Source organism: Flintibacter faecis (assembly GCF_014287875.1).
Taxonomy (GTDB): domain Bacteria; phylum Bacillota; class Clostridia; order Oscillospirales; family Oscillospiraceae; genus Lawsonibacter; species Lawsonibacter faecis_A.
Window position 1 is genome coordinate 129,601 of the sequence record NZ_JACOPN010000008.1, and the last position, 22,473, is coordinate 152,073.

A 22,473-nucleotide genomic window follows, 5' to 3' on the forward strand; every position below is an offset into this window, starting at 1 on the left:
TTCGCCGCGTCCGTCGTGAGCATTGATGGAGGAGGCAACCCCGGTTGAGCGAGAAGATAAAGAAGCTTTGGGAAACGACGAAGGAACGCCTGAAAAAGGTGTCGAAAAAAGCGTACATTATCATCGGCATCGTTGTGGTCGTGCTGGCCGCCGCACTGGCCTTCGCGTTGAACAATAAGCCCTACAGCGTGTTGTTTACGGGCGTGAGTTCCAGCGAGGCGTCGTCCATTCTGTCCTTCCTGGAGGGACAGGGGATCACGGATTATAAAGTTGAGAATAACGATACCATTCTGGTCCCCAAGGGGAAGGAAGACGCGCTGAAGGCACGGCTGGTGATGGAGGGCTACCCCCAGTCCGGCTATGCCTATTCGACCTATTATGACCATGTTGGCTCTCTCTCCACGGAGTCGGAGCGCAACAACGCCTATCTCCTGTTTTTACAGGAGAGCATCAGCAACGTCATTCGCAATTTCGACAATGTGAAGGACGCCAAGGTGTTCATCACCCGGGGCGAGGACCGTGGCTACGTGCTGGACAGCGGAAACGTGGTGGATGCCACGGCCGCGGTGCAGGTGACCATGAACGGCGCGGCGAAGCTGTCGAGCCAGCAGGCCGAGGCCATCCGAAATCTGGTCGCCCACGCCGTGCAGGGGCTGAAGATCGGCTCTGTGGTCATCACCGACACGATGGGCAACACCTACACCGCCACCGACGGATATTCCAACAGCGATTCCTCCGCCCTCAAGCTGCAGCTGGAGGAGGAATACCAGAATAAGATCCGTACTGACGTCTTGCAGGCGCTCACGCCGTTTTTCGGCGAGGACAATGTCCGAGTGAGCGTGAACTGTCAAGTGGAGGTCAGCCAGCGCACGGTGAACTCCCGGGACGTGCAGCTCCCGGAGTGGGCGCAGGACGGCAGCACCGGCGGCAAGGGCATCATTGGTTCAAGAATATATGAATATTATGTGGGCCGTCCCGGAAACGAGACCGCTGGCGGCGTGGTGGGCTCCACCACCAACAGCGACCTGCCGGAATATGTGGAGAAAAAGACCGATACCGACGGTACGGAGGTAGAGATCAGCGGCAGCGGCCAGACCGACTACGATAACCCGTGGACGGAGACCTCCGTCATCTACACGGCGGGCTATTTGAAGGACTGCACGGTGGCCGTCAGCGTCAACGCGGATGCCGCCGGCGACATGGACGCGGACACCATCCGCACCCATGTGGCCCGGGCCGCCGGCATTGTCGGCACCGTGGACCCCGCCACTGGCGAGGAATATCTTGCCGACAAGATCTCTGTTGTTACGAACAAATTCTACTCGCCGGAGGTCATCCTGCCGAATACCGGTATCCCGGTGCCGGCGTGGATGCTCTACGCGGCGGCGGGTGGACTGCTGCTGTTCCTGATCCTGCTGATCGTGATCCTGCGGCTCCGCAAGAAGCGGAAAAATAAGGCCGAGAAGGAAAGGGAGCTCGACGAGCTGCTTGCCTCTGCCGGCTTGCCGCAGGCAGCGGCACCGACTGAGGGCGCCGACGTGATGACCCTCCAGACCGAAAAGAGCATGGAGCTGCGTAAGGAGGTACGGCAGTTCGCGAACGACAATCCCGAGCTTGCCGCGCAGCTGATCCGCGGTTGGATGAGAGGGGGCGATGACAATGAGTGAGGCAGCGGCACCCGCGCAGGCGGTACAACAGAAGAGTCCCAAGAAGCCCCTGCCGGAGCTGACCGGTCCGCAGAAGGCGGCGGCGGTGATCATCGCACTGGGTGCGGAAAAGGCATCCAACCTCTATAAGTACATGGACCCGGAGGACGTGGAGCAGCTCACGCTTGAGGTCGCGCGGCTCGGCTATCTGAACGCTGAGCAGACCGAGGATGTACTCACTGAGTTTACCCAAATGTGCATGACCAATAAGGCCGTCACAGAGGGAGGGCTGGAGTATGCGCGTTCCGTTTTGGAAAAGGCCTACGGTGAGCAGGCGGCCGACGACCTCTTGAACAAGGTGACAAGGACGCTCAAAAACCGTGAATTTGCCTTCATGAACAAGGCCGATGTCAAGTCCCTCTATTCCGCGCTGCAAAACGAGCGGCCCCAGACGATTGCGCTGGTGCTCTCCTATGTGGAGGCGGAAAAGGCTGCCGGCGTGGTGGCCCAGCTTGAAGAGAGCAAGCAGGTTCAGGTGGTTGAGAATATTGCGAGGATCGAAAGCGTCTCGCCTGCCGCGATCAAAATCGTTGAGGCAGAGATGAGCAAGAAGTTCTCCAGCATCATCACCAGTGCCAATGTCAAGGTCGGCGGCATCGACTATGTGGCCGCCATTATGAACAACATCGACCGCGCCAGCGAGAAGAACATCTTCGACGGCCTCTCTGATCGCGATCAGGTTCTCGCGGACGAGATCCGCAAGCGGATGTTCGTGTTCGAGGACATCATCACCATGGACGACCGCTCCGTGCAGCGCTTCCTGCGGGATTGCGACCCGAGAGACGTGGTGCTCTCCCTCAAGGCCGCCAATTCCGATGTGGCCAACAAGCTGTTCAGCAATATGTCTACCCGTATGGTGCAGAACATCAAGGACGATCTGGAGATCACCACCAATGTCCGTATGCGCGACGTGGAGGAGGCGCAGCAGAGGATCGTGGATGTTATCCGCGACCTGGAGGAAAAGGGTGTTATTGTCATCATGAAGGGCGGAAAGGACGATATCATTGCCTAACCTATGGAAATACATTGCCCATCCGAAGGCGGAGCCGTATCAGTTCACTGAGGCGGCGGAGCTTTTGACCGACGAGCCGCAGATGCCTTCCTCCGAGACTGCTGAGGACGCGGAGCCTCTGCCGGAGGAGGAAGCGGCGCTGTCGGAGGAGCCGTCTGAAAGCACGGATACCCTCCGTTACGCCGAGGTACAGGCCGACCGGCTCCTGCGGGACGCCAAGCGTCAGGCGGAGGCCATTCGGGAGCAGGCGAAGCGGGAGGCGGAGCAGCAGCTCGCGGAGCTGCGGGAGCAGGCCCGCAAGGAGGGCTACGACGCAGGCTTCTCCGAAGGGGAGAAGGACGGCGCGGCCAAGGCCGAGGCAGAGGGCCGCCAGCGCTATCAGGAGCGCTGCGACGCCCTGTCCGCCGAGGTCAGCCGGTTTTTGGAGCGCGCCAGCGACGCGCTGGAGCAGCAACTGGAGCGGAATGTGGGCGAGATGCGGGACCTTGCCATCGCGGTGGCGGAAAAGGTGGTCAGCGTCAGCCTGAAAAGCAGCTCCGAGGTCATTGGAAAGATGATCCACACGGCCATCGACAAGCGCAAGCGCCGGGAATGGGTGCGTATCTATCTGGCAGAATGTGACGCCAAGCGGCTCCAGCCCATCTCGCCGCCCCTGGCGGCGGCGCTGGCATCCCTTTCCGATCAGGTGCGGATCGTGCCGGTGGCGGACGACGAGTCGGGCACCTGCATCATCGAAATGCCCGACGAGATCATTGATGCCAGCGCGTCTACCCAGTTAAGCAATATCCGCGGCATAGTCGCCGACGTTCCCGCGGACGCGCCGCGGCAGAAGTTTGAAATCGGAGGAGGCGGGCCGGGGCGTGTTCCGCAATATGATTCGACAGGTTTATAACGCGCAGACTTACAGCCTCACCGGCAAGATCGAAAACATCGTGGGTATGTCCATCGAGGCCTCCGGCGGCCACGCCGCCGTGGGCGACATCTGCCGCATTTACAACGGCGAGACCGGCAAGCAGATCAACGCCGAGGTGGTGGGCTTTAAGAACGACCGCATCCTGCTGATGCCCTACGCCGACATGAGCGGCATTTCCGCCGGCAATTTCGTGCGCAACACCGGCCGCCAGCTGACGCTGAAAATGGGCGAGTTCCTGCGGGGCCGGATCATCAACGCCCTGGGCCAGCCCATCGATGGCCGGGGGGACTTTTCCGACGGAGAGCTTTTCTGCGTCAGTGGCAAGCAGATCAACCCCCTTGACCGCCCCCCCATCCGGGAGCGGATGGACTTCGGTGTGAAGGCCATCGACGGGATGCTGACCATCGGCAAGGGTCAGCGTATCGGCATCTTCGCCGGTTCCGGCGTGGGCAAGAGCACCCTCATGGGCATGATCGCCAAGAACGTGCAGGCGGACATCAACGTCATCGCGCTGGTAGGCGAGCGAGGCCGGGAGGTGCTGGAATTTGTGCAGAAGGATCTGGGCGAGGAGGGTATGCGCCGCTCCGTTCTGGTGGTGGCCACCTCGGATCAGCCCGCCATGCTGCGAATGAAGTGCCCCGGCGTGGCCACCGGCATCGCGGAATATTTCCGGGATCAGGGCTGCCATGTTTTGCTGATGATGGATTCCCTGACCCGTTTCGCCATGGCCCAGCGAGAGATCGGTCTGGCGGTGGGAGAGCCGCCGGTGGCGCGAGGCTACACGCCCTCCATCTACGCGGAGCTGCCCAAGCTCCTTGAACGCAGCGGCAACTTTGAGCGTGGCTCCATCACCGGCGTTTATACCGTGCTGGTGGAGGGCGACGATACCAACGAGCCCATCGCCGACACCGTGCGCGGCATTTTGGACGGCCACATCGTCCTCTCCCGGGCCTTGGCCAACAGCAACCATTATCCCGCTATCGACGTGAGCGCCAGTATTTCCCGTCTGATGAACGAAATCGTTTCGCCGGAGCACCGGCAGCTGGCCTCCCGCATCCGGGATATTTTGAGCGTTTATGAAAAAAACGCGGACTTGATCGCCATCGGCGCTTACAAGCCGGGCAGCAACCGAAAGCTGGACTTCGCCCTCTCTAAAATCGACGCGGTCAACGGCTTTCTCACCCAGGAGGTGGACGAGTCGTTCACCTATGACCAGTGCATCGAGCAGATGCGCGCCATCCTTGCCTGAGAGACTGAATAGGAAGGAAAGCTATGCAGAAATTCCGATTTCCCCTGAATACCGTGCTGGCCTACAAGCAGCAGATCGAGGATTCCCTGCAAAGTGAATACAGCGCGGCGCTGGCCCGTGTGCGGGAGCAGGAGGAGACCCTTGAGGCGCTCCGGCAGGCGTACCGGGACTGCGGCGCGGAGTACACCGCGGCCTGCGGGGCGGGCCTTGCCATCCTTGAGGCGCTGGCCTATCAGGGCCGCCTGCGGGCTTTCGAGCGGGAGATCGAGGAGGGCGAGAAGCAGCTCAAGCAGCTTCAGGAGCAGGCGGAGGAAAAGCGTCAGGCAGTGGTGGAGGCCCGGAAGGAAACGGCCTCCCTTGAGAAGCTGAAGGAGAAAAAGCTGGGCGAGTACAACAAGGCGTTCTCCAAAAGCGAGGAGCTTGCGGTGGAGGAATTCATCAGCGCCGTCCGGGCGCGGCAGCAGGCGTAATAAAAAAGAGTCCGATCCGGCGGGTGACCGCCGTTTTGGAATATACATGCTCAAATAGAAAGGAGGAAAACGAACATGGAACAGATGAATCAGGCGGTGCTCAGCATGATGCAGATGGTCACGGCGGGGAGATCCCAGCGAGCCGAATCCGGGAATCGAACCGGGAAGGACGAAAACGCCAAGGACTTCGGCACCATGCTGCGTGACCGCCAGACGGCGGACAAAACCGCCGGAACGGCGCAGAACACGGTGAAGGCCGCCGACACGGCGGAGGCCGAGCCAACCGTCGATCTGGACGGACTGGAGCAGCAGATGCTGCTGGCAGCAATGGCGCTGGCCCAGAATCCTGTCGTGATCGTGCAGGACGTCCAGCCGGAGGTTCAGAAGAGCGGCGCGGCGATGGAGCTTGTGCCCATTCAGACGGAGCAGGCGCCCCAGCAGAGCGTGGCCCCAACCCTTGATGTGGAAACAGAGGCCCCGGCAGCGCAGGAGACCCCGCAGCTGCAGGCCGTGGAACTGACGCAGGACGCGCCCCAGACCGAAACGGGCAAGGCTGACAGCGGCGAGAGCCGTGGCAGCGAGCTGCCGATGGAGGAGCTACACGCGGAGACCCGCACCGAGCAGGCCGACGTGGAGCCCCATCCGGTATTCCGGGACATCAAGGCCGTACCCGTCAAGGTAGGCGAGGTGTACCAGGCAGAGCCGACCGTGGAGAACGGGGTGGAGCTCAAGGATCTTGGCGACACGCTGACCCAGGCCATCGACCGGGGCGAGAACCGGCTGGAGCTGCAATTACAGCCCGCTGAGTTGGGCCGCATCCGGGTGGAAATGCGCTGGAGCGACGATGGCGCGCTGCACGTGATCCTTCACGCCGAAAGCGCCCGCACCCAGAGCCTTCTGGAAAAGGACATGGCCAGCTTGCAGACACTTCTTGGCCGCGAGACCCAGCAGGAGGTCAAGGTCGAGCTGCCTCGTGAACAGGAGGCCCCCCGTCAGAGCTTTGACGATGGCCGTCAGAACGGCGGACAGCAGCATCACCAGCAGGAGCAGCGGCAGAGCAGCCGCCACAGCGGACAGGATTTCCTGCATCAGCTTCGGCTGGGACTGATCCCGGCGGAAGAAGTCTCCTAAGAGAAAGGAAGTGAAACAATGGGCAGCTATATGGGCGATATTTCCAACCTCGGCTCCATCGGCTCCGGAAATCAGCTTCCCGCGGACCTGAAGGTGAAGTCGAAAAGCGACAGCATAGGGCTGGATATGACCTCCTTCCTCAAGCTGATGGTAGCGGAGCTGACCAACCAGAGCATCGACCAGACGGCGGACACCTCGGATATGCTCAACCAGATGGTGCAGATGCAGATGGTGCAGGCGCTGGTGAACATGACGGACGCCTCCGTGATGAGCTATGCCGCGTCTCTTGTGGGCAAGCAGGTCACCGTGGGCCAGTACGACAGCGACGGCAAGCTCCAGGAGGTCGTTGGCACCGTCACCGGCACCGGCACCTACAACGGCAGCCAGGTGGTGTTCGTGGGCGACAAGTACTACCCCCTCAGCGAAATTCTGGCGGTAGGCACCCTGCCTCCCAAGGTGGAAAAGCCGGAGGAGACCAAACCGGGCGAGACGCCGCCGAAGGTGGACAAGCCGGACGAGACCCAGCCGGAGGAACCCAAAACGGAGGAACCGGAACTGTAAGAAAGGAAGGAACCTATGGTCAACCGGATATATGGCGGCGTGATCGCCCCACAGGAGCCGGTACGGTCCGGGCAGCAAACGCGGCAGGGCGGCGATTTCCACGCGGCGCTGCAACAGGAGCTGCAACGGAGCGAGCAGACGAGGGAGGTCGCATTCTCCAAGCACGCGATCTCGCGGGCTGAGCAGCGGGGCATTGAGATCACCCCCAACCTGATCGACCAGCTCAAGGGCAGTATGATCCGGGCACAGGCCAAGGGCGCGACCAACATTTTGGCCATGGACGCGGAAAAGGCGTTTATCATCAATGTGCCCAATGCCAAGGTCATCACCGCCATTACACAGGAAGAAATGAGAGAAAGCGTATTCACAAATATTGACGGCGCCGTGTTCCTGTAATATTATGATAACAGACAGCAGGACCGGTTTACGGAGGCTGTCGCGCACCGTCCGATTGATGGCGCGCGGCGCGGCGTCAGAACCGAAAGGAGATCAGCAGAAGATATGACCGGAGCAATGTATGCGGCGATCGCGGGCCTGAAAACCCACATGAGCAAGCTGAATGTGGTGGGCAACAACATCGCCAACGTCAATACAAACGGCTATAAATCCCAGCGCACGGTTTTCCGTGACGCGCTGTACACCATGTACAGCGGCGGCTCGAATGGTACCACCACCACCGGCAGTAAGAACCCCTCTCAGATCGGCTACGGCTCTCAGGTGTCCAGCATCGATCTGAACATGACCACGGGCAACTATTCTCCCGGCAACACCATGGACTGTATGCTCTATGGCGACGGCTTCTTCCTGGTGGGCAACAAGACCACTGCTGCGTCCATCACCGGCACGAACCCCGCCACTTTTAAGGCCCTCAAGCTCACCCGGGTGGGCGACTTCCGCTTCGGCGCAGACGGCTATCTGGTGGACGGCAAGGGCAACCCCGTCTACGGCTTTATGAACACCGGCGTGGACAAGGATGGCAACCCGCAGATCAGCGACCAGCTGGTGCCCATCCGCCTGCCCAAGGTGGACGGCAAGACGATCAAGTACGCGGTGGAAAAGGATAAGGATGGCAAGTACATCGCGCTGAAGGACGCCGTGGGACACGAGAAGCCGGACGATGATACATCAGCAGAGGTGGAGCTGCCCTTCGCCTCTTTGGACAGCATCAGCATCGACACCAAGAGCGGCCGCATTTCCGGAACCGTGAAGGATACGGACACGGTTGTCACCATCGGCTATCTGGCCGTGGGCAACCCCACCAACCCCGACGGCGTGACCCACGAGGGCGAGTCCTATTACTCTTGCAGCGACGGCGCCGGCGATCTGAAGGTCACCATGCTGGGCGGCGTGGCCGCGGATCTGGGCATCACCCATGTCAATGGTCATCTGGACAAGGGGGATAAGGCGGACGCGGACTTTACCCCCAACGCCAAGGCCGCCATCGGCTCCGCCGGCTCCACCACTCTCTACACCGGCGGTCTGGAGGGCTCCAACGTGGATCTCGCCACCGAGATCTCTGAAATGATCACCACCCAGCGGGGCTATCAGGCCAACACCCGCATCATCACCGTGACGGACTCCATGCTCGAAGAACTGGTGAACATGAAGCGGTAAGCAGCGAACCTAATTTATAACGATACGCGGGCGACGGGACGTGCAGCCGTCCCGCCGCCCCGCGGGAAAGCGAGAATGCCATGATCCTTTTAACGAAAAGAAGTCAAGAGAAATTTCTGCTGAACCACACGCAGATCGAGTGCATCGAGAGCATTCCCGAGGTGAAGATCACCATGATGAACCACGATTTCTTCCTTGTGCGCGAGAGCGTGGAGGAGATCATTGATAAAATTGCGAATTACAACGCCAAGGTCCAGGACATTCACCGTGAGATCACGGTGACGGACAAGCGTTGAACAGATAAAAAGAAAAGAACAACAGGAGGGAAGAGTGCTCCGCCAAGGGGAGCGAGAGAATATGAACCTAAATTATATTATCGGTCTGGTTGGCGCCGCTTTGGTCTGTATCTTCGGTATGGTCACCAGCGTCAAGCTGGGCGCCACACCGCCGATCACCATCAATTTTGCGAATATCATAAACTTCTTTGACCCGGCCAGTATCCTCATCGTCATCGGATGTACGATCTTCATCGTTGTGGCCAGCTTCCCGGGGAAGATGCTCAAGGCGATGCCCAAGCACTTTAAGATCATCCTGAACAACAAGCTCTACGACCCCGGCAAGTACATCGACCAGCTGGTGGATCTCGCCCAGATCGCCCGTAAAAACGGTCTGCTGGCGCTGGAGGAGAAGGCCAACAGTCAAGAAGACCCCTTCTTCAAGCAGGCCATCATGCTCATCGTGGATGCCTATGATCAGGACAAGGTGCGGAGCATTTTGGAAAACGACATCGAGTGTATGTCCGCCCGCCACGAGGACGCGGCGGCCATGTACGATAAAGCCTCTTCCGTGGCCCCGGCCTTCGGTATGGTGGGTACGCTGGTGGGCCTTATCAATATGCTCAAGGGCATGAGTCTGGATGGCGACGGTGCCTCCAACATCGGCTCGGACATGGGTACGGCGCTGATCACCACGCTCTACGGCTGTATCCTCGCGCACATGGTATTCGGCCCCATCGCCACGCTGCTGCGCAACCGCGACGAGGAGGAGGTCCTCTGCAAGATGATCATTGTGGAGGGCATCATGTCCATTCAGGCGGGCGAGAACCCCAAGTTCCTGCGTGACCGTCTGCTGACCTATATGGCGCAGAAGCAGCGGGAGGGCTCCGGAAAGGGCAAGGGCGCCGACAAGGGCGGCGAAGAGGAATAACACATACCCGAGGCGTGCCTCGGGGAATGGAGGAAGTAGCTTGAAAAAAAAGTCAAAGGGCGGCGGCGGTGCAAACTGGATGGACACCTATGGCGACATGGTGACGCTCCTGCTTTGCTTTTTCGTGCTGCTCTATTCCATGTCCACCATCAGCGAGGAAAAATATAAGGCCATCGTGCTGAGCTTCAACCCCAACGCGGTGGAAACGCCCACGGCAACGTTGGGCGGAGACGGTCCCAGCGCCGACCCCGAGCAGGGCGAGGGTATGCTGGAGATGGATCAGGCGCAGGTGGACGCGCAGATCGACGACCTTTACGAGAAGCTGAAGGAATATGTCTCCTCGCAGCAGGGGACGCAGGGTGAGATCTCCGTCACCCGCGGCGACGGCAAGGTGTTCGTCGCCTTTAACCAGTCCGTGTTTTTCGATGGAGACAGCCCCGTGCTGCGGGAGGAGAGCCTCCCAGTGCTGGACGCGGTGAGCGAAATGCTCAGTGCGGCGTCCGATGCCATCGACGAGGTGCGGGTGCTGGGCCACACGGCGCAAGCCAGCCCCAACGCCATCAACAACCCGAAAACGGATCGCACCCTTTCCAGCCAGCGTGCCACCAACGTTGTCATTTATGTGCAGGAGCACTCCACCCTTGACCCCGCGCGGCTCGTGAGCGAGGGCATTGGCCAGTGGCGGCCCATTGCGGACAACAGCACCAGCGAGGGACGGGCGAAAAACCGCCGCGTAGAGATGATCGTCAGCGGGCGGAACATTGAAGAGGAGCTGAAAAACGGCATCCAGCAGTTTGAAACCTGAGGATACGGCCACACAATGGCACTTTGAAGCTGTTGGGAGGGTGTGGGTATATCCTCTCGGCAGAGTATGAGGGATTTGCATGGCAGAAGTATTATCACAAAGTCAGATCGACGCCTTGCTCCACGCGGTGCAAAGCGGAGAGAAGGATCTGAACGAGCCTGCGGTGGAGCAGGAAAAGAAATACCGAAAATATGACTTCAGCAGCCCGAGGAAATTCACCAAGGACCGCATCAAAATGCTCAACGGCATTTTCGACAATTATTCGCGCATCATCAACTCGCGCCTCAACGCGCGGCTGCGCGCCAACTGCGAGATCACCGTGGAGAGCATCGAGGAGCAGCGATACTACGAATTTTCCAACGCCTTGACGGAGAGCGACGTGCTGGCGCTGGTGAATGTGACAGTGAAGAACAAGGAGCAGGACGTTCCGCTCCTGTTCTACCTCTCCACGCCGACGGCCCTGAGTATGATGGACCGGCTGATGGGCGGCGAGGGTTCCTCGGACGAGTCGCTTCCGGTGGATTATACCTACACAAATCTGGAGCTTCAGCTTTACGAGGACCTCGTGAGCGATATGGTCTCCGTGATGGGCGGCAGCTGGGAGAATTACATTCCCATTGAATTTGCATACAGCAAAACAGACGTCAACCCAACGCTCAGCCAGATCATCGGTTTGGACGAGATCGTTGTTATCGTGGACATGAAAATGCAGTTCCCCAATATGGCGGGGCGCATGAGTATTTGTCTGCCGGGTGAGATGCTGACGAATATCTTTGCGGAGATCAGCCGGGAGAATCCCGTCCGCAAGCTGACCACGGAGGACAAATCAGAGGAGATCTTTGATAAGCTCCGCGATTCCAGCCTTGAGATCGTCTCGATCCTCGGAGAGACGAGGCTCTCGCTCAATGACGTATACCACCTCAATGTCGGAGATGTGATCGACCTCGGCTGCACGAAGGATTCGTCGATCTACCTCGATATCGGCGGTTATCACTGGTTTACCGGAAAAATCGGAACACATAAGAAAAATATGGCTGTGAAGATAGACAACGTGTGCTATCAGGCCGAACAAAGGAGTGAATAGGCGAATGGAGAAAGAACTGTTTAACCCAATGGAAATAGATGCCATTGGGGAAATGATGAACATCAGCCTTGGCTCCTCGGCAACGGCCGTATCGAATATGCTCGATCACCGTGTGGACATCACGACACCTACGGTTTCCGTCGTGGCAGTCAAGGATTTCACCATCGGCAAGCTCGAACCCGCGATGGGCGTGGAGATCAAGTATGTAGAGGGGCTTGAGGGCAGCAACATCATGCTGCTGCGCAAGAGCGACATCAAGGTCATCGTTGATATCCTTATGGGCACCGAGACGCCGGAGGAAGAGTTTGAGCTTGATGATCTGACCATCAGCGCCGTGTGCGAGGTGATGAATCAGATGATGGGCGCGGCGGCGACCGCCCTGTCGGACTTCCTCGGCTATCCGGTCAATATCTCCACGCCCGAGCCCTTCGAGCTGGAGGATCTTGATGAATTCAAGAGGACGCATCTGCCGCAGGGTGTGGAAGATGTTGTGGTCGTGCGCTTCGCGCTCAAGATCGAGAACGCCCTTGAGAGCGAGTTTATGAACGTGATGAGCGTATCGCTTGCCAAGGAGCTGCTGCACGGACTGGGCCTGGGAGACGAGGACGAGGAGGAAGCGCCCCCCCCGCCGGCTCCCGAACCCGCGCCTGCCCCCGCGCCCGACGAGGGCAGCGGCGGCGGACGGAAGCTCTCACAGGCGGAGATCGAGGCGCTGATGGCGGGGAACGCGGGCGGTGGAGACGCCGCACCCGCTCCCGCACCGGAGCCCGCACCCGCTGCGGAAAGCGGCGGCGGCAGACAGCTTTCACAGGCGGAGATCGAAGCGCTGATGGCGGGAAACGCCGGAGGCGCGCCCGCTGCGGAGCCGGCTCCTGCCCCTGCTGCCGCACCGGCTCCGGCCGCCGCGCCGCAGCCGCAGGCACAGCCTGCCGCGGCGGCGATGCCGCAGCAGCCTCCCGTGGCGGCGCCCACGCCGGAGGGGATGCCAGCAGGCGGCTATATGGGGTATCCACCGCCCATGTATTATCCCAATTACCCCTATCCCTACGGCTATCCGCCACAGGGGATGCCTACGCCGCCTGAGCCGAAGGTCATCAATACCAAGCCCGTGTCGCTGCAGGAGATGGACCCTGTCAATGCTCTGGGTAAGGAGCAGGCACAGAACCTCGAACTTATTTTGGGCGTGCCGCTGCAGGTGACGGTCGAGATCGGCCGCACGCAGCGCAAGGTACAGGAGATCCTTGAGTTCTCCAAGGGTTCGCTGCTGGTGCTGGACAAGCTGGCAGGCGATCAGGTGGATCTGTTCGTCAACGGCAAGTGCATTGCCAAGGGCGATGTGGTGGTCATCGACGATAACTTCGGTGTCCGCATTACCGAGATCGTGCAAAAGCCTGGTCTGGAGGAACAGACCGGCGAGTGATCCACAGGCTCTCCCAGCGAGAGACGGATCCATAAATGAAAAAACTGCAATCATCAATAACAGTATGAAAAGGATGGAAAACGATTATGGCTAAGAAGATTTTACTGGTTGACGACGCCGCGTTCATGCGAAAGATGCTCAAGGATACCCTGAGTAAAAACGGCTACACCGATCTTTATGAGGCGGTGGACGGTGCCGATGCCGTAGAGAAGTACGACGAGCTGAAGCCCGATCTGGTCATCATGGACATCACCATGCCCAACATGGACGGGCTGGAGGCCCTCAAGGCCATCCGCGGCAAGGACGGCAGCGCCAATGTGGTCATGTGCTCCGCCATGGGTCAGGAGAGCATGGTCATGGACGCGGTGCGCTCCGGTGCCAAGGACTTCATCGTCAAGCCCTTTAAGCCCGACCGCGTGCTCAAGACCGTCACCACGATCCTCGGCGGTTAAGCAAGGATGCCGGGAGAAGAGATCCTCTCCGTGCTGTGGGTGCTGGTGTGCACCGTGGCGGTGCTGGCGCTGTGCTACTATGTGACGCGGCGGCTCAACTGTCTGCCGGCGTTCAGCCGCTATGCCGGGGGGATTCCCCGTGAGGGGCGGCTTGAGGTGCTATCCCGCGTCCTGCTGGGCAAGGACCAATCCTTAGTGGTGGCCGCGGTGGGAAAGCGCTGCTTTCTTCTCGGCTGCGCGGCGGGGAGCGTTTCCCTGCTGACGGAGCTGACGGAGGAGGAAGCGGCGGCGTGGATGACACGCCGGGAGGAGAAGAGCTCCACAGAGCAAAGGCCCTTTCGGGACGCTATGAGCGAGCTTTTAAAGCAGAAGGTACAGAGGGGAGAGCATCGTGACTGAAAGTCTGATCAATGTCAACGGCGAAAATGTGCAGGCGCTGGAGATCTTATTCCTCACCACCATGATCACCCTCCTGCCCTCGCTGCTGGTGATGATGACCTCCTTTACCCGCTACATCATCTCCTTTTCCTTTCTCCGCTCCGCCATCGGCACCCAGCAGACCCCGCCCAACATGGTTTTGGTGGGCATGGCGCTGTTTCTGACGCTGTTTACCATGGCACCTGTGGTGACACAGATCCAAACGGAGGCCTACGAGCCGTATAAGCAGGAGGAGATCTCGCAGGAGGAATTTCTGGACCGGGCGCAGGTTCCCCTCAAGGAATTCATGCTCCGCAACACGAAAACCAGTACGCTGAATATGTTCTGCGATCTGGCGAAGGTGGAGCTGCCGGAGAATGTGAACATGAAGGAGGCCGTGAAGCTGCCCTTGCGGGTGGTGGTGCCCTCGTTTATGACCTGCGAGCTGCAACGGGCCTTTGAGATCGGTCTGCTGCTCTACATTCCCTTCATGCTGATCGACATTGTGGTATCCTCCACGCTGATGTCGATGGGTATGATCATGCTGCCGCCGTCGATGATCTCCATGCCATTCAAGCTGCTGCTGTTCGTCACGGTAAACGGCTGGGAACTGCTGTTTTCCAGCCTTGTGCAGAGCTTCAAGTGACAGGGGGGCTGTGAGAAATGGACACAACGACTGTGATCGACGTTCTGCGGGAGGCGGTAAGCGTTGCGCTGGAGCTGGGCGGCCCCATGCTGATCTTAAGTATGCTGGTGGGCGTGGTGATCGCCATTTTTCAGGCGGTCACCCAGATCCACGAGCAGACGATCTCCTTTATGCTCAAGCTGATCGTGGTCATCCTGGTCCTGCTCATCGGCGGGTCGTGGATGCTGACGACCTTGCAGGATTACACAAAAGAGATCTTCGCGCTGATCGCGGCGTAACGGAGAGCGGCTATGATCGATTGGCAGGCTTTGACGCTTTTCCTCTATATCACGGCCCGCATGAGCGGTTTCGTGCTGTTCGACCCCATTTTCGGCCGGCGCAGCATCCCGGGCATCTTCCGGGCGGGTCTGGCGCTGGTGCTGGCGGTTTTTGTCTTTGAAATGAGCGGACAGCGCGCCCCCGTCCCGGTGGGGACGGCGGAGCTGGCCGTGCGGCTGCTGCTGGAGCTGTCGGTGGGGTTCCTGCTGGGCATGGCGGTGAGCTGCTTTCTCTACATCCCGCAGCTGGCGGGCCTTGTGGTGGATACCCAGATGGGTATGACCATGAACCAGATCTACGACGCGGGGGCCCAGGCCAACCTGTCGGTGACGGGCGGCGTGCTGAACGTGCTGCTGCTGCTGCTCTTTTTCGCGGGAAATGGCCACCATACGCTGCTGCGGATCGTGATGACCTCCGGCGAGGTGGTTCCCTTCGGGGAGGCCGCGTTGAGCAGCGCCGCGGCCAACGCCATGCTGTCCCTGTTCGTGGAATGTACGGTGCTGGGGATCAAGCTGTGTATGCCGATTCTTGCCGCCGAGCTGCTGGGGCAGGTGGGCATGGGCGTTTTGATGAAGGCTATCCCGCAGATCAACGTTTTTTCCATCAACATCGAATTGAAGGTGCTGATCGGACTGATTTTACTGCTGTTGCTGATCTCCCCGTTCAGCGAGTTTCTGCTGCAAGCGGAGCTGACCATGTTTGACCGCCTGCGGGAGCTTCTAGCACTGACCGTGTAATACGCCGCGCCTCGCGGCTGCCAAAAGGGGGGATGAAGCGTGGCGGACGGATCGAAAACCGAAAAAGCAACCCCAAAAAAGCGACGGGACGAGCGAAAGAAGGGTAACGTTTTCCTCAGTCAGGACGCTGTTTCCGTAGCGACGCTGCTGACCTCCGCCTGTTTGCTCATCGCCATGGCGGACGGCATCGCGGCGCGGCTTGGGGAGTTCATCGTATTTTGCGTCCGCTCCTGCGCGCGTCCAGTCGGCACAGCCGCCGACGCGTGGATGGAGATCGGACGGCAGGCCGGCGTTGTGCTGGTGAAAACAGCCCTTCCGCTGCTGGCGGTGACGGCGCTGTGCGCCATCGCCGTGACCTTCGCCCAGACAAGGCTCCTTGTCAGCGGTGAGCTGCTCAAGCCGAAATTCAGCCGCATCAACCCCCTTCAGGGCGTCAAGCGGCTCTTTTCCCTCAAGAGCGTGGTGGACGCGTTCAAGGGGATCCTCAAGATCACGCTGCTGATGATCATTATCTTCAGCTGTCTGTGTGATCGGTTTCTGGAAAGCTCCAAGTATCTCTACACAGACCTTGATATGGCCAGCCGCCACATTTTTGAGAGCGGAAAGAACATGGTGCTGTGTATCGTGCTGGCCTTCGCCGTGGTGGCCGCGCTGGACTACTTCTACCAGTGGTGGGACTACGAGCGTCAGCTGCGCATGAGCAAGCAGGAGATCAAGGAGGAATACAAGCAGACTGAGGGCGACCCTCAGATCAAGGGCAAGATCAAGGAGAACCAGCGGAAGATGGCACAGCGGCGCATGATGCAGCAGGTGCCCAAGGCCGACGTGGTCATCCGAAACCCGACCCACTTCGCCGTAGCCCTGCGCTACGACCCCGACCGCGACAACGCGCCCATCGTTCTGGCCAAGGGGCAGGACGAGCTGGCGCTGCGGATCGTCCGGGTGGCGGAGGAAAACAAGGTGGAGGTCGTAGAGAACGTGCCGCTGGCCCGGGCGCTCTACGCCCAGGCGGAACTGGATCGGGAGATCCCGCCGGAGTTGTACGGCGCGGTGGCGGAGGTTCTCGTCTACATTTTCAAATTGTCAAAAAAGCAGCTTTGAGCCGCCTGTGACGGCGGCCCGGAGCGTTCAGGATACAGAGCGGAGAAGGAGAAACAGGCGTGAAGAAGGTTTTCGGCAAGGCCATCGACAATGCAATATCGCTGGGCGTTGTGATCATCGTCCTCTTTCTCATTATCCCCATCAGGACGGAACTGCTGGACTTCCTGCTCATCATCAACATCGGCCTTTCCATCATGATCCTGATGATCACGATGAACATTTCCGAAACGCTGGAGTTTTCCATTTTCCCTTCGCTTTTGTTGGTCACGACGTTGTTCCGGCTGGGTCTGAACGTATCGAGTACCCGGGCGATCCTCTACAAGGGCTACGCCGGTGAGGTCATTCAGAACTTCGGCAACCTCATCACCGGCGGCAACATCGTCGTCGGCGTGGTGATCTTCCTCATCATCGTGCTGGTGCAGTTCATCGTCATCACCAAGGGTGCCGAGCGCGTGGCCGAGGTGGCCGCCCGCTTTACGCTGGACGCCATGCCCGGCAAGCAGATGGCCATTGACGCGGATCTCTCCTCAGGACTGATCGACGAGCAGACGGCCCGCCTCCGCCGGGGTAAGATCCAGAAAGAGGCCGACTTCTACGGCGCTATGGACGGTGCCACGAAGATCGTCAAGGGCGACGCGGTGATGTCCCTGCTCATTACGCTCATCAACTTCGTGGGCGGCGTCATCATCGGCATGGTCATGGGCGGGGGAGACTTCTCCACCGTGCTTCAGAAGTATTCCATCGTCACCATCGGTGACGGCCTTGTTTCCCAGCTCCCCGCGCTGATGATCTCCACCGCTACGGGCATGATCGTCACCCGCTCCGTCTCCGAGGGGAGCCTCAATAAGGATGTGGTGGCCCAGTTCAAGGCCCAGCCGAGAGCGATCCTGACCACCGGCATCATCCTCATTTTCCTCGCGCTGATCCCCAACACGCCGCATCTTGCGCTCTTTATGGGCGGTAGCGTGCTCATCGGCGGCGGCTATCTTATTGAGCGCCACATGAAAAGCGAGGCTGCGGCGGCCGCCGTGGCGGAGGAGCAAAAGCCTGCCGAGGAGACCGCGCCGAACGAAAGCGATTACTACAAGGACATCAACAATGTGTACTCTCTCCTAACGGTCGAACCGATCGAAATGGAGTTTGGATACAGCCTCATTCCGCTGGTGGACGAGAACCGCGGCGGCAAGCTGATCAATCGCATCGTCATTTTCCGCCGCCAGTACGCGCAGGATATGGGCTTCGTCATCCCGTCCATCCGCCTGCACGATGCGTCCTCTCTGGGGACAAATCAGTATGTGATCCGCATTCGCGGAGAGGAGGTCGCCCGCGGCGAGATCCTTGTGGACTATTACCTTGCGCTGGAGCCCAGCAACCCGCTGGGTGAGATCGACGGCATCGAGACCGTGGAGCCGGCCTATGGCATCCCCTCCCGCTGGATTTTGCCGGAAAACAAGGAAATGGCGGAGATCTACGGCTACAATGTCATCGACCCTCTGTCGGTGATGCTGACGCATCTCTCCGAAACCGTCAAGCGCTACGCTTACGAGCTGCTCAACCGCGCCGAGACCATGCGGCTGGTGGAGAACCTCAAGCGCACCTCCCCTGAACTGGTGGAGGAGGTGGTGCCAAACGTGGTCAGCTACGCTACGCTGGAAAAGGTGCTGCGAAGCCTTCTGAAGGAGGGAGTCCCCATTCGGGACCTTGGCATCATCCTCGAAACGCTGGCCGACGCGCTTGGCCAGAACCGGGACATCGACGCCGCTACCGAGCAGGTGCGCGGGGCGCTGGCCCGAACCATCACCCGTCGTTTCTGCGAGGACGGACAGCTTCGTGTCGTCACGCTGGACGCGGAGGTGGAGCGGAAGATCATCTCGTCCCTCACCCGCAGCGAGCAGGGCGTGTATCTGGCCCTTGGCTCAGACCTGATGCAGCAGATCATCACGCAGGTCGCGGACTACGTCCGTAAGTTCAACGAGCTTTCCCAGCCCCCCATTCTTCTGGTCAGTCAGGTCATCCGCGGCTATTTCAGCCGCATGATCACGCAGTTCTATCCCAATGTGTATGTGCTCTCCTTCAATGAGGTTACAAGCTCCGTGCAGATTCAGGCCATCGGCAACATTACGCAGGAGGCACCCGTGCGAAAGGCGGTAGGGACATGAGCACAGCGGCAGAGCTAAGCGACCTCGGCTTGGGAGAGGACATTCAGAGCCTCAGCACACAGGAGCTTTTGGAGCGTTATAAAAAAGATGGGGACGAGGCGCTCAAGTGGGCGATCGTCCTGCGTTACGAGGGACTGATCAAAAGTGTGGCACTGCAGGTCCGCGGCGTTTACAGCGGCTTTGCTCAAGTGGATGACATCGTCAACGAGGGCATTTTGACGCTGCTCAAGGCCATCGACCGCTTTGATCCTGATAAGGGCGTAAAGTTCGATACATATATTTCCAAGCGTATCCGCGGCATGGTGGTCGATCTGGCGCGCAAGCAGGACTGGATCCCCCGCAATCTCCGCCAGCGCGCGAAGGAGATCGACAATACGGTGGTCGAACTGTCCACCGATCTCGGGCGCTACCCGACGGATGACGAGGTCATTGAGCGCATGGGCGTGAGCAGGGAGCGGTATCAAAAGGATATGGCGAGCATCGCGCTGAGCGACCTGCTCTCGCTGGATATGCTCATGGATGTGCGGGAATCGGACGATTGCCGCATCGAGGTGCCGTCGAGCGACATGAGCACACAGCCGGAGGCCACGCTGGAGCGGCAGGAGCTACAAAAAACGCTGGCGGACGGGATCGCCTCACTGCAAAAAAACGAGCAGATCGTTCTCTCGCTCTACTATGAGAAGAATTTGCACATGAAGGAGATCGCACAGGTCATGAACCTCAGCGGCCCGCGCATCTCGCAGATCCACGCGCGCGCGATCCAAAAGCTGAAAAACCATATGGAGCAGTATTATCGGGGGGATATCCCCCCTGCCAATAGAAAGAAGGGGTGAGGAGTCATGTTCAAGGGCTTTTACAATCTGACGTCTGCTATGCTGACGCACCAGCAGAATCTGAATGTTATAGCGAACAATATGATAAATGTTTCCACAGCGGGCTACAAGCAGGATCGATATACGGCCAGCACCTTTGACGAGGTGATGTACAGCCGCGTGGGCAACAAATACAACAGAGGCGAGGAGATCGGCCGCCAGAGCTACATCCGGGCCGCCAGCGACATTGATACGGATTACACCCAGGGAACGCTTGAGCCGACGGGACTTCCACTGGATTTTGCCATCAACGGCGACGGCTTCTTTGCCGTGCAGCTTGCAGACGGAACCACTGGCTATACCCGCGAGGGCAATTTCTCCCTCGACGACGAGGGATACCTCTGTCTGCCCGGCTTCGGACAGGTGCTCGACAGCCAAAACCGGCCCATTCAGCTTGGCACGGACAAGATCACCGGCGATGAGGCGGGTATCCTCTATTACGGCGGCACGCCCTTGGCCCGACTGGGCGTCTTCTCCTTTGCGGATCTGGAGGCGTTGGAGCGGAACGACCGCGGCCTGTTTACAGGCGGTCAGCCTACGCTGATGGATACGCCCAAGGTGCTCAACGGCTATGTGGAGCGCTCCAACACGGATATTATCAAGCAAATGACGGAAATGATCACCTATCAGCGGGCGCTGCAAAGCGCAGCCCAGACCTCAAAGATGTACGATCAGCTGATGACCAAGGCCACCACGGACATCGGCAGGATGTAAGGGGGAGGGAGAAACAGGATGAACCAGTCCTTTTTTATCGGCGCGGTTGGCGCGCACCAGCAGATGAAGAACCTGAACGTGCAGGGCAACAACATCGCCAATGTCAACACCTACGGCTTCAAGGCCGAGCGTGGGCGCTTTGCATCCCTGATGCATGCGGACATCCGCGCCATCGGGGATCGGCAGCTCCCCGTGGGCACGGGGGCGGCCATGTGGACGACGGATACAGATTTCGCCTCCGCTGCCACGGCGCAGACGGGTCGGGTGCAGGACTACGCCATCTCGGGCGAGGGCTTTTTCGCGCTGGCCGATCTGAAGACCGGAGAGATCTCCCTCACCCGCAACGGCGCGTTTCAGGTTTCTGAATTGCAGCGGCCCACGGAGAAAGTGGACGAGAACGGCCAGCCCATCATGGAGACGGTGATGTACCTGTCGGACGGTCAGGGCCGTTTCGTGCTGAGCACCACCGGCGGCATGATCGAGGTCACAGACCGCAATGTACAGCAGCCTGTGGGCGTATTCGACCACATCAGCTATAACGGCATGGAGCATGTGGAAGGCACCCGCTTTCTCGCCGTGGAGAAAAACGGAGATCTTCGTCTGGGCACAGGCACCGCGATGAGCGGTATGCTGGAAATGTCCAATGTGGACCTGGCGGAGGAAATGACCAAGGTGATCGAGTCTCAGCGGGCCTACGGCATGGCGCTTAAAATGGTGCAGACTTCAGATGAGATCGAGACCACCATCAATAATCTGAGAGGATGAAGGGGAGGATAGCGAGCAATGAGGATCAAGAATTATAACGAACTGAACTCCCTGGAGCTGGACACGCTTCGGGAGGTTGGCAGCATCGGCACCGGCAACGCAGCCACAGCGCTCTCCGCTTTGATCGGGGAGGAGGTGCGCATCGAGCTGCCGGAGGTCCGCATCATGGAATATAACGAGGCGATCGAGTGGATCGGCGGCCCAGAGGAGATCACGGCCGGCGTGCTGGTGAAGATGAGCGGTCAGATCGACGGCATCATGCTCTCCGTGCAGCAGCTCGATTTTGTGAATCTTATTCTCAATAGTATGCTTGGCAAAACGGTCGAGGACTATATGGGGCTGCACGAGATGGAGTGCTCCGCCCTCATCGAGGTCGGCAACATTATGATCTCCACCTTCATCAACGCCCTCAGCGGCCTAGCGGACATCAAGGTCGACTTGACGGTCCCTGCCTTCACCGTGGATATGCAGGGTGCCATTATGGCGGTGCCGATGGCGGCCTACGGCGGTCAGTCGGACTACATCATGACCATCGGCGGCAACTTTGTCCACGACGGGAAGGCGGTTCCCTGCCGGTTGCTGCTCTCCCCGGACATCCGCTCTTTGAATACGCTGCTGAGAAAGCTGGGGGTCAGCAGTGGAGACTAAACTGACCATCGGCATCGCAGATATGAAAATGGCCAAGGGCAGCGGAATGCTCATCACCTACGCGCTTGGCTCCTGTATCGGTATCTGCCTGTACGATCCCTTGATCAAGCTGGCAGCAATGATTCACATTATGCTCCCGCTGAATATGGAGGCCGGCCGGCAGAACACCATGAAGTACGCCGACACCGGCATCCGTGAGACGCTCAAGCAGATGGAGGCAAAGGGTGCCTCCCGTGCCCGCATCGTGGCGAAGATCGCCGGCGGCGCAAAGATGTTCGAGGTCAATGGCGGCTCGCTGGGCAACATCGGCCAGCGGAACATTGACAGCGTTCACTTGAACTTGAAAAAAGAGGGCATCCGCCTTTTGAAGGAGGATGTGGGCGGCTCGGTGGCCCGCACGCTGCTGTTTGACCCTTCAAACGGGATGGCCTGCGTCCGCTGCTACGGCAGGCCCGAGCTGATTATTTGATAAT

The 22,473-nt window shown here is 59.4% G+C and carries 26 protein-coding genes; all 26 read left to right on the plus strand.

Annotation, left to right across the window (positions count from 1 at the left end; genetic code table 11):
- Nucleotides 1-44: 44 nt before the first annotated feature.
- The 26 genes from fliF (at nucleotide 45) to H8S55_RS11755 (ending at nucleotide 22,469) form a co-directional block, all read left to right on the plus strand.
- Nucleotides 45-1,667: a flagellar basal-body MS-ring/collar protein FliF gene (gene fliF / locus H8S55_RS11630; protein WP_186879092.1), complete on the plus strand. Its 1,623-nt coding sequence runs from the start codon at nucleotides 45-47 to the stop codon at nucleotides 1,665-1,667.
- Nucleotides 1,660-2,718 carry a flagellar motor switch protein FliG gene (gene fliG / locus H8S55_RS11635; RefSeq protein WP_186879093.1) on the plus strand — a complete coding sequence of 353 codons (1,059 nt, stop codon included), beginning with the start codon at nucleotides 1,660-1,662 and terminating at the stop codon, nucleotides 2,716-2,718. The genes fliF and fliG overlap by 8 nt, the downstream gene beginning before the upstream one ends.
- Entirely contained in the window at nucleotides 2,711-3,610 is a 900-nt protein-coding gene (locus H8S55_RS11640; RefSeq protein WP_186879094.1) for a FliH/SctL family protein, read from the plus strand. Before fliG ends, H8S55_RS11640 begins: the two co-directional genes overlap by 8 nt.
- On the plus strand, nucleotides 3,579-4,880 hold the full coding sequence (fliI, locus tag H8S55_RS11645) for a flagellar protein export ATPase FliI (protein WP_366467917.1): 1,302 nt from the start codon (nucleotides 3,579-3,581) through the stop codon (nucleotides 4,878-4,880). The genes H8S55_RS11640 and fliI overlap by 32 nt, the downstream gene beginning before the upstream one ends.
- 23 nt (nucleotides 4,881-4,903) lie before the next feature.
- Complete coding sequence (gene fliJ, locus H8S55_RS11650) at nucleotides 4,904-5,350, plus strand: flagellar export protein FliJ (protein WP_186879095.1); 447 nt, start codon at nucleotides 4,904-4,906, stop codon at nucleotides 5,348-5,350.
- A 75-nt stretch (nucleotides 5,351-5,425) separates the two neighbouring features.
- The gene (locus tag H8S55_RS11655; RefSeq protein WP_186879096.1) at nucleotides 5,426-6,481 is read left to right on the plus strand and encodes a flagellar hook-length control protein FliK; all 1,056 of its coding nucleotides are present in this window, start codon (nucleotides 5,426-5,428) and stop codon (nucleotides 6,479-6,481) included.
- An 18-nt stretch (nucleotides 6,482-6,499) separates the two neighbouring features.
- The gene (locus H8S55_RS11660) at nucleotides 6,500-7,042 is read left to right on the plus strand and encodes a flagellar hook capping FlgD N-terminal domain-containing protein (protein WP_186879097.1); all 543 of its coding nucleotides are present in this window, start codon (nucleotides 6,500-6,502) and stop codon (nucleotides 7,040-7,042) included.
- Nucleotides 7,043-7,057: 15 nt separating this feature from the next.
- Entirely contained in the window at nucleotides 7,058-7,438 is a 381-nt protein-coding gene (locus tag H8S55_RS11665; protein ID WP_147562011.1) for a TIGR02530 family flagellar biosynthesis protein, read from the plus strand.
- Between the two features lie 105 nt (nucleotides 7,439-7,543).
- Entirely contained in the window at nucleotides 7,544-8,656 is a 1,113-nt protein-coding gene (locus tag H8S55_RS11670; protein ID WP_243200590.1) for a flagellar hook-basal body protein, read from the plus strand.
- 80 nt (nucleotides 8,657-8,736) lie between these two features.
- Complete coding sequence (locus tag H8S55_RS11675) at nucleotides 8,737-8,952, plus strand: flagellar FlbD family protein (RefSeq protein ID WP_147562013.1); 216 nt, start codon at nucleotides 8,737-8,739, stop codon at nucleotides 8,950-8,952.
- Nucleotides 8,953-9,013: 61 nt separating this feature from the next.
- On the plus strand, nucleotides 9,014-9,862 hold the full coding sequence (locus H8S55_RS11680; RefSeq protein ID WP_186879098.1) for a motility protein A: 849 nt from the start codon (nucleotides 9,014-9,016) through the stop codon (nucleotides 9,860-9,862).
- 40 nt (nucleotides 9,863-9,902) lie between these two features.
- Complete coding sequence (locus H8S55_RS11685; protein WP_186879099.1) at nucleotides 9,903-10,667, plus strand: flagellar motor protein MotB; 765 nt, start codon at nucleotides 9,903-9,905, stop codon at nucleotides 10,665-10,667.
- 79 nt (nucleotides 10,668-10,746) lie between these two features.
- The gene (locus tag H8S55_RS11690; protein WP_186879100.1) at nucleotides 10,747-11,751 is read left to right on the plus strand and encodes a flagellar motor switch protein FliM; all 1,005 of its coding nucleotides are present in this window, start codon (nucleotides 10,747-10,749) and stop codon (nucleotides 11,749-11,751) included.
- Between the two features lie 4 nt (nucleotides 11,752-11,755).
- Complete coding sequence (fliN, locus tag H8S55_RS11695; RefSeq protein ID WP_186879101.1) at nucleotides 11,756-13,171, plus strand: flagellar motor switch protein FliN; 1,416 nt, start codon at nucleotides 11,756-11,758, stop codon at nucleotides 13,169-13,171.
- 86 nt (nucleotides 13,172-13,257) lie between these two features.
- Nucleotides 13,258-13,623 (plus strand): response regulator, encoded by a 366-nt coding sequence (locus H8S55_RS11700; RefSeq protein WP_186879102.1) that lies wholly within the window; start codon nucleotides 13,258-13,260, stop codon nucleotides 13,621-13,623.
- 6 nt (nucleotides 13,624-13,629) lie between these two features.
- Nucleotides 13,630-14,022 (plus strand): FliO/MopB family protein, encoded by a 393-nt coding sequence (locus tag H8S55_RS11705; protein WP_186879103.1) that lies wholly within the window; start codon nucleotides 13,630-13,632, stop codon nucleotides 14,020-14,022.
- Nucleotides 14,015-14,686 carry a flagellar type III secretion system pore protein FliP gene (gene fliP, locus H8S55_RS11710; RefSeq protein WP_147562033.1) on the plus strand — a complete coding sequence of 224 codons (672 nt, stop codon included), beginning with the start codon at nucleotides 14,015-14,017 and terminating at the stop codon, nucleotides 14,684-14,686. The genes H8S55_RS11705 and fliP overlap by 8 nt, the downstream gene beginning before the upstream one ends.
- 17 nt (nucleotides 14,687-14,703) lie before the next feature.
- Complete coding sequence (gene fliQ / locus H8S55_RS11715; RefSeq protein WP_186879104.1) at nucleotides 14,704-14,964, plus strand: flagellar biosynthesis protein FliQ; 261 nt, start codon at nucleotides 14,704-14,706, stop codon at nucleotides 14,962-14,964.
- A 12-nt stretch (nucleotides 14,965-14,976) separates the two neighbouring features.
- Entirely contained in the window at nucleotides 14,977-15,741 is a 765-nt protein-coding gene (locus tag H8S55_RS11720; protein WP_147562038.1) for a flagellar biosynthetic protein FliR, read from the plus strand.
- 39 nt (nucleotides 15,742-15,780) lie between these two features.
- Nucleotides 15,781-16,842: a flagellar biosynthesis protein FlhB gene (gene flhB, locus H8S55_RS11725; RefSeq protein WP_186879105.1), complete on the plus strand. Its 1,062-nt coding sequence runs from the start codon at nucleotides 15,781-15,783 to the stop codon at nucleotides 16,840-16,842.
- A 59-nt stretch (nucleotides 16,843-16,901) separates the two neighbouring features.
- Complete coding sequence (gene flhA / locus H8S55_RS11730; RefSeq protein WP_186879106.1) at nucleotides 16,902-19,001, plus strand: flagellar biosynthesis protein FlhA; 2,100 nt, start codon at nucleotides 16,902-16,904, stop codon at nucleotides 18,999-19,001.
- Complete coding sequence (locus H8S55_RS11735) at nucleotides 18,998-19,834, plus strand: sigma-70 family RNA polymerase sigma factor (protein ID WP_186879107.1); 837 nt, start codon at nucleotides 18,998-19,000, stop codon at nucleotides 19,832-19,834. Before flhA ends, H8S55_RS11735 begins: the two co-directional genes overlap by 4 nt.
- Before the next feature lie 6 nt (nucleotides 19,835-19,840).
- Entirely contained in the window at nucleotides 19,841-20,587 is a 747-nt protein-coding gene (locus H8S55_RS11740) for a flagellar hook-basal body protein (RefSeq protein ID WP_186879108.1), read from the plus strand.
- Nucleotides 20,588-20,605: 18 nt separating this feature from the next.
- Nucleotides 20,606-21,352 (plus strand): flagellar hook-basal body protein, encoded by a 747-nt coding sequence (locus H8S55_RS11745; RefSeq protein ID WP_186879109.1) that lies wholly within the window; start codon nucleotides 20,606-20,608, stop codon nucleotides 21,350-21,352.
- Between the two features lie 18 nt (nucleotides 21,353-21,370).
- On the plus strand, nucleotides 21,371-22,000 hold the full coding sequence (locus H8S55_RS11750; RefSeq protein WP_186879110.1) for a chemotaxis protein CheC: 630 nt from the start codon (nucleotides 21,371-21,373) through the stop codon (nucleotides 21,998-22,000).
- Nucleotides 21,990-22,469, plus strand: coding sequence for a chemotaxis protein CheD (locus H8S55_RS11755; protein ID WP_147562050.1), 480 nt, complete (start codon nucleotides 21,990-21,992; stop codon nucleotides 22,467-22,469). Before H8S55_RS11750 ends, H8S55_RS11755 begins: the two co-directional genes overlap by 11 nt.
- Nucleotides 22,470-22,473: the final 4 nt, after the last annotated feature.